Here is a 7,592-nt window from a genome sequence, read left to right on the forward strand (position 1 = left end):
GCGGCGAGCCGGGAATCTCACGGCGAGTTCGTGCGTGGATATCCGCCGATTCGCATGAAAAGCCAAATAGACTCCCCCAAGCGGCTGGCTTTGTCAAGACCCGCCCTTGCTTCGCTGTGCCCTGCGGGTTACACTGAACTTTCGCGCCCGCTCTGTCTGCCCATGTCCCCTTGACCGGGGTCGATTGGCGTGCGCGCAGCAAGATCCATCGAGCCACCCGCCTGCGAGCCCTTGGAAGGACCCCTCTTGGCCGCCTCGCGCACCTCCGCACCTGTTCAGCCCCGCCGCATCTCCTTTGCAAAAATCTCAGAACCCCTTGAGGTCCCAGAGCTTCTGGCTCTGCAGACCGACAGCTTCGCCTGGTTGATCGGCGATGACTCGTGGAAGGCCGGTGTCGAGGAAGCCCTCGCCGGCGGCCGGACCGACATCTCCACGAAGTCCGGGCTCGAGGAGATCTTCGAAGAGATCTCCCCGATCGAGGACTTCTCCGAGACGATGAGCCTGTCGTTCCGTGACCACCGCTTCGAGCCGCCCAAGTACTCCGTCGAGGACTGCAAGGACCGCGACGTCACCTACGCGGCTCCGCTGTTCGTGACCGCTGAGTTCATGAACAACGAGACCGGCGAGATCAAGAGCCAGACCGTCTTCATGGGCGACTTCCCGCTGATGACGGACAAGGGCACCTTCATCATCAACGGCACCGAGCGTGTCGTCGTCTCGCAGCTCGTCCGCTCGCCGGGCGTCTACTTCGAGCGGGTTCCGGACAAGACGTCCGACAAGGACATCTACACCGCGAAGGTCATCCCGTCGCGTGGTGCGTGGCTCGAGTTCGAGATCGACAAGCGCGACCTCGTGGGCGTGCGGCTCGACCGCAAGCGCAAGCAGAGCGTCACGGTGCTGCTCAAGGCGCTGGGCTGGACCGAGGCACAGATCCTCGAGGAGTTCGGCCAGTACGAGTCGATCCGCCTGACCCTGGAGAAGGACAACACGACGACCCAGGACGAGGCGCTCCTCGACATCTACCGCAAGCTGCGTCCGGGCGAACCGCCCAGCCGCGAGGCCGCGCAGACGTTGCTGGACAACTACTACTTCAACGCCAAGCGCTACGACACGGCCAAGGTCGGTCGCTACAAGATCAACAAGAAGCTCGGCGTCGAAGAGGCCTTCGACCAGCAGACGCTGACGATCGACGACATCGTGTCGACGATCAAGTACATCGTCGCGCTGCACGCCGGCGAGGAAGAGCTGACGACGGCCGCAGGCCAGACGATCGTCGAGGCCGACGACATCGACCACTTCGGCAACCGTCGTATGCGTACGGTCGGCGAGCTGATCCAGAACCAGCTCCGCACGGGCCTGGCCCGCATGGAGCGGGTCGTCCGCGAGCGCATGACGACTCAGGACGTCGAGGCCATCACGCCGCAGACGCTGATCAACATCCGCCCGGTCGTCGCAGCGCTGAAGGAGTTCTTCGGCACGTCGCAGCTCAGCCAGTTCATGGACCAGAACAACCCCCTGGCCGGACTGACGCACAAGCGTCGCCTGTCCGCCCTCGGACCTGGTGGTCTGTCCCGTGAGCGCGCCGGCTACGAAGTCCGTGACGTCCACCCGTCGCACTACGGCCGCATGTGCCCGATCGAGACCCCGGAAGGCCCCAACATCGGCCTGATCGGCTCGCTCGCGTCCTACGGCCGGATCAACTCGTTCGGCTTCGTCGAGACGCCTTACCGCAAGGTCGTCAAGGGCAAGGTCACCGAGCAGGTCGACTACCTCACCGCGACGGACGAGGACCGCTTCATCATCGCTCAGGCCAACTCGGTCCTGACCGACAAGAGCACGTTCGCCGAGGACATGGTCCTCGTACGCCAGAAGGGTGGCGAGGCCGAGCTTCGCCCCGCTGCTGACGTCGACTACATGGACGTCTCGCCCCGACAGATGGTGTCGGTGGCCACGGCGCTGATCCCGTTCCTCGAGCACGACGATGCCAACCGCGCCCTCATGGGCTCGAACATGCAGCGTCAGGCCGTGCCGTTGATCCGCAACGACGCCCCGCTCGTCGGCACCGGCATGGAGTTCCGTGCCGCAGTCGACGCCGGTGACGTCACGGTGGCCAAGGTCGCCGGTGTGGTCAACGAGGTGTCCGCGGACGCGATCGAGATCATGCAGGACGACGGCTCCTACTTCACCTACCGTCTGGCGAAGTTCCGTCGCTCCAACCAGGGCACCTGCACCAACCAGCGTCCGCTGGTCGAGCAGGGTCAGCGCGTCGAGGTCGGCACCCCGCTGGCCGACGGCCCGTGCACCGACGAGGGCGAGATGGCCCTCGGGACGAACCTGCTCGTGGCGTTCATGCCGTGGCAGGGTCACAACTACGAGGACGCGATCATCCTCTCGCAGCGAGTCGTCCAGGACGACCTGCTGACCTCGATCCACATCGAGGAGCACGAGGTCGATGCCCGCGACACGAAGCTGGGTCCCGAGGAGATCACCCGCGACATCCCCAACGTCAGCGAGGAAATGCTGGCGGACCTGGACGAGCGCGGCATCATCCGCATCGGTGCCGAGGTCGGCAACGGCGACGTCCTGGTCGGCAAGGTCACGCCCAAGGGCGAGACCGAGCTGACCCCGGAGGAGCGCCTGCTCCGTGCGATCTTCGGTGAGAAGGCGCGCGAAGTGCGCGACACCTCGCTCAAGGTTCCGCACGGCGAGTCGGGCACCGTCATCGGCGTCCGGGTCTTCGACTCGGCCGAGGGTGACGAGCTCTCCCCGGGCGTCAACCAGCTCGTACGCGTCTACGTCGCCCAGAAGCGCAAGATCTCCAACGGTGACAAGCTCGCCGGTCGCCACGGCAACAAGGGCGTCATCTCCAAGATCCTTCCGGTCGAGGACATGCCCTTCCTGGAGGACGGCACGCCCGTCGACATCGTGCTCAACCCGCTCGGTGTCCCCGGTCGCATGAACGTCGGACAGGTGCTGGAGACCCACCTCGGTTGGGTCGCCAAGACCGGCTGGCAGATCCCGGACGACGAGAAGGACGAGTGGGCGCAGACCCTCCGCAAGATCAAGGCGGACAAGGCTGAGCCCTCGACCAACATCGCGACGCCGGTGTTCGACGGCGCCCGTGAGGACGAGATCCAGGGCCTGCTGGCCTCGACTCTCCCCAACCGGGACGGCGAGCGCATGGTCAAGCGTGACGGCAAGGCGGTGCTCTTCGACGGTCGTACCGGCGAGAAGTTCCCCGACCCCGTCTCGGTGGGCTACATGTACCTGCTCAAGCTGCACCACCTGGTCGACGACAAGATCCACGCACGTTCCACGGGTCCCTACTCGATGATCACGCAGCAGCCTCTCGGCGGTAAGGCGCAGTTCGGTGGACAGCGCTTCGGCGAGATGGAGGTGTGGGCCCTCGAGGCCTACGGAGCGGCGTACGCGCTGCAGGAGCTCCTGACCATCAAGTCGGACGACATCCTCGGACGCGTCAAGGTCTACGAAGCGATCGTCAAGGGCGAGAACGTCCCCGAACCCGGCATCCCCGAGTCGTTCAAGGTTCTCGTCAAGGAGATGCAGTCCCTGTGTCTCAACGTTGAGGTGCTCTCCAGTGACGGCTCGGCCGTCGAGATGCGCGACGCGGAAGAGGATCTCTTCCGTGCCGCCGAAGAACTCGGCATCGACCTGTCCCGGCGTGAGCCTTCCAGTGTCGAGGAGGTCTGATCCGTACGGATCAGACCGCCCCCGACGCTCCAGCAAGAATTTCTGAAAGGGAAAGAAGACAACGTGCTTGACGTGAACTTCTTCGATCAAATCCGGATCGGTCTCGCGACCGCCGACGACATCCGCGGATGGTCGTTCGGCGAGGTCAAGAAGCCCGAGACGATCAACTACCGCACGCTCAAGCCCGAGCGTGACGGCCTCTTCTGCGAGAAGATCTTCGGTCCCACCCGGGACTGGGAGTGCTACTGCGGCAAGTACAAGCGGGTGCGCTTCAAGGGCATCATCTGCGAGCGCTGCGGCGTCGAGGTCACCCGGTCCAAGGTGCGCCGTGAGCGGATGGGCCACATCGAGCTCGCCGCCCCCGTCACGCACATCTGGTACTTCAAGGGTGTGCCCAGCCGGCTCGGCTACCTGCTCGACCTCGCCCCGAAGGACCTCGAGAAGGTCATCTACTTCGCGGCCTACATGATCACCAGGGTCGACGAGGACGCGCGTCACAAGGACCTCTCGAGCCTCGAGACCAAGATCGAGCTCGAGCGCAAGCAGCTCGAGAACCGTCGTGACAACGAGGTCAACGAGCGCATGCAGAAGCTCGAGGAGGACCTGAAGGCACTTGAGGACGAGGGCGCCAAGGCCGACGCCAAGCGCAAGGTCAAGGACGCCGCCGAGCGTGAGGCCAAGCAGCGTCGCGACCGCACCCAGCGCGAGATCGACCGTCTGGACGAGGTCTGGAACCGGTTCAAGAACCTCAAGGTCCAGGACCTCGAGGGCGACGAGCTGCTCTACCGCGAGATGACGTACCGCTTCGGCAAGTACTTCGAGGGCTACATGGGCGCCACGGCGATCCAGAAGCGCCTGCAGGACTTCGACCTCGACGCCGAGGCCGAGTCGCTGCGCGAGATCATCGCGACCGGCAAGGGCCAGAAGAAGACCCGTGCGCTCAAGCGCCTCAAGGTCGTCTCGGCGTTCCTCGGCAGCAGCAATGCGCCCGAGGGCATGGTCCTCGACGCCGTACCGGTGATCCCGCCGGAGCTGCGCCCGATGGTCCAGCTCGACGGTGGACGCTTCGCGACGAGCGATCTCAACGATCTCTACCGCCGCGTGATCAACCGCAACAACCGGCTCAAGCGACTGCTCGACCTGGGTGCTCCGGAGATCATCGTCAACAACGAGAAGCGGATGCTGCAGGAGGCCGTCGACTCGCTGTTCGACAACGGCCGTCGTGGCCGTCCGGTCACCGGACCGGGCAACCGCCCGCTCAAGTCGATCTCCGACATGCTCAAGGGCAAGCAGGGTCGCTTCCGTCAGAACCTGCTCGGCAAGCGCGTCGACTACTCGGGCCGTTCGGTCATCATCGTCGGCCCGCAGCTCAAGCTGCACCAGTGCGGTCTGCCCAAGCAGATGGCGCTCGAGCTGTTCAAGCCGTTCGTCATGAAGCGGCTCGTCGACCTCAACCACGCGCAGAACATCAAGAGCGCCAAGCGCATGGTCGAGCGTGCTCGTCCGGTCGTGTGGGATGTCCTCGAAGAGGTCATCACCGAGCACCCCGTGCTGCTCAACCGCGCACCGACGCTGCACCGTCTGGGCATCCAGGCATTCGAGCCGCAGCTCATCGAGGGCAAGGCCATCCAGATCCACCCGCTCGTCTGCTCGGCGTTCAACGCCGACTTCGACGGTGACCAGATGGCCGTGCACCTGCCGCTGAGCGCAGAGGCGCAGGCCGAGGCCCGCGTGCTGATGCTGTCGACCAACAACATCCTGAAGCCGTCCGACGGCCGTCCGGTCACGATGCCGACCCAGGACATGATCATCGGCCTGTACTTCCTCACGCTCGAGCGTGCGGGGCACATCGGTGAGGGTCGCGCGTTCAGCTCGGTCTCCGAGGCGATCATGGCGTTCGAGCGCCACGAGATCACGCTGCAGAGCCACGTCAAGATCCGCATCGACGGCGAGATCCTCGACACGACCCTGGGTCGCGCGATCTTCAACGAGGCACTGCCCGAGGACTACCGCTACGTCAACTACCAGGTGGGCAAGAAGGAGCTCGGTGTGATCGTCAACGATCTCGCCGAGCGCTACTCCAAGGTCGACGTCGCCAACTCCCTCGACAACCTCAAGGACACCGGTTTCCACTGGGGCACCCGCTCCGGCGTGACCATCTCGATCGAGGACGTCGTGACCCCGGGCCGCAAGCCCGAGATCCTCGCGACGTACGAGACGCAGGCCGCCAAGGTCCAGACGCAGTTCGACCGCGGTCTGATCACCGAGGACGAGCGTCGTCAGGAGCTCATCGAGATCTGGACGCAGGCAACTGCCGAGGTCTCGGCCGAGATGGAGAAGGGTTTCCACGAGGACAACCCGATCTACATGATGGTCGACTCCGGTGCCCGCGGAAACATGATGCAGGTCCGTCAGATCGCCGCCATGCGTGGTCTGGTCGCCAACCCGAAGGGCGAGATCATCCCTCGTCCGATCAAGGCCAACTTCCGTGAGGGCCTGTCGGTGGTCGAGTACTTCATCGCCACCCACGGTGCCCGCAAGGGACTCGCGGACACCGCTCTGCGTACGGCCGACTCGGGCTACCTGACGCGTCGACTCGTCGACGTCAGCCAGGACGTCATCATCCGTGAGGACGACTGCGGCACCGAGCGTGGCCTGCCGAAGGTCATCGCGACGAAGCTCGACGACGGCCGCCTGGTCGCCGCAGAGAACGTCGAGACCTCGGCCTACTCGCGCACCGCCGCCACTGACGTCACCGACGCCAAGGGCAACGTGCTCGTCGCGGCCGGCGGCGACCTCGGCGACGTCGAGATCGAGCAGCTCATCGCTGCCGGTGTCGAGGAGATCAAGGTCCGTACGGTCCTGACGTGTGAGGCCAAGGCCGGCACGTGCGCGAAGTGCTACGGCCGTTCGCTGGCGACCGGCAAGCTCGTCGACATCGGCGAGGCGGTCGGCACCATCGCCGCCCAGTCGATCGGTGAGCCCGGCACGCAGCTGACGATGCGTACGTTCCACACCGGCGGTGTGGCCGGAGACGACATCACGCACGGCCTGCCGCGCGTCGTGGAGCTCTTCGAGGCCCGTCAGCCCAAGGGCCGTGCGCCGATCACCGAGTCCGCTGGTCGGGTCGAGATCGACGACTCGGACAAGACGCGCAAGCTCGTGGTGACGCCGGACGACGGTTCCGAGGTGCTGGAGTACCCCGTGACCAAGCGTTCGCGCCTGCTCATCGCCGACGGCGACCACGTCGAGGTCGGCCAGCAGCTCACGCACGGCACCCCGGATCCGCAGGAAGTCCTGCGCATCCTCGGTGTCCGCCGGGCTCAGGAGCACCTCGTGGACGAGGTCCAGGAGGTCTACCGCTCGCAGGGCGTGGCGATCCACGACAAGCACATCGAGATCATCGTGCGCCAGATGCTCCGTCGCGTGACGGTCATCGAGCAGGGTGCGTCGAACCTCATTCCCGGTGACCTGGTCGATCGGGCCAAGTTCGAGGAAGAGAACCGTCGCGTCGTCGCCGAGGGTGGCACCCCCGCCTCCGGCCGTCCGGTCCTGATGGGCATCACGAAGGCCTCGCTGGCCGTCGAGTCGTGGCTGTCGGCCGCCTCCTTCCAGGAGACGACCCGCGTCCTCACCGACGCCGCCATCCACGGCAAGTCGGATGCGCTGCGCGGCCTCAAGGAGAACATCATCATCGGCAAGCTCATCCCGGCCGGTACCGGTCTCGACCGTTACAAGAACATCCGGGTCGAGCCCACCGAAGAGGCCCGTCAGGCCGCCTACGCCGTCACCGGCTACGGCGACTACGACTACGGCTTCGGCGCCCCGGACTCCGCTCCGGTGCAGCTGGATGACTTCGACTTCACGTCGTACGAGAAGTA

The 7,592-nt window shown here is 65.3% G+C and carries 2 protein-coding genes; both read left to right on the forward strand.

The window, feature by feature from the left end; translation table 11 throughout:
• Nucleotides 1–246 precede the first annotated feature (246 nt).
• Entirely contained in the window at nt 247–3,711 is a 3,465-nt protein-coding gene (gene rpoB / locus V6M46_RS13155) for a DNA-directed RNA polymerase subunit beta (RefSeq protein WP_332665845.1), read from the forward strand.
• Nucleotides 3,712–3,774: 63 nt separating this feature from the next.
• Nucleotides 3,775–7,592: DNA-directed RNA polymerase subunit beta' (locus V6M46_RS13160; RefSeq protein WP_332665848.1), on the forward strand; the 3,818-nt coding region annotated here is incomplete at its 3' end.

The organism is Aeromicrobium sp. (genome assembly GCF_036676885.1).
Lineage (GTDB): Bacteria > Actinomycetota > Actinomycetes > Propionibacteriales > Nocardioidaceae > Aeromicrobium.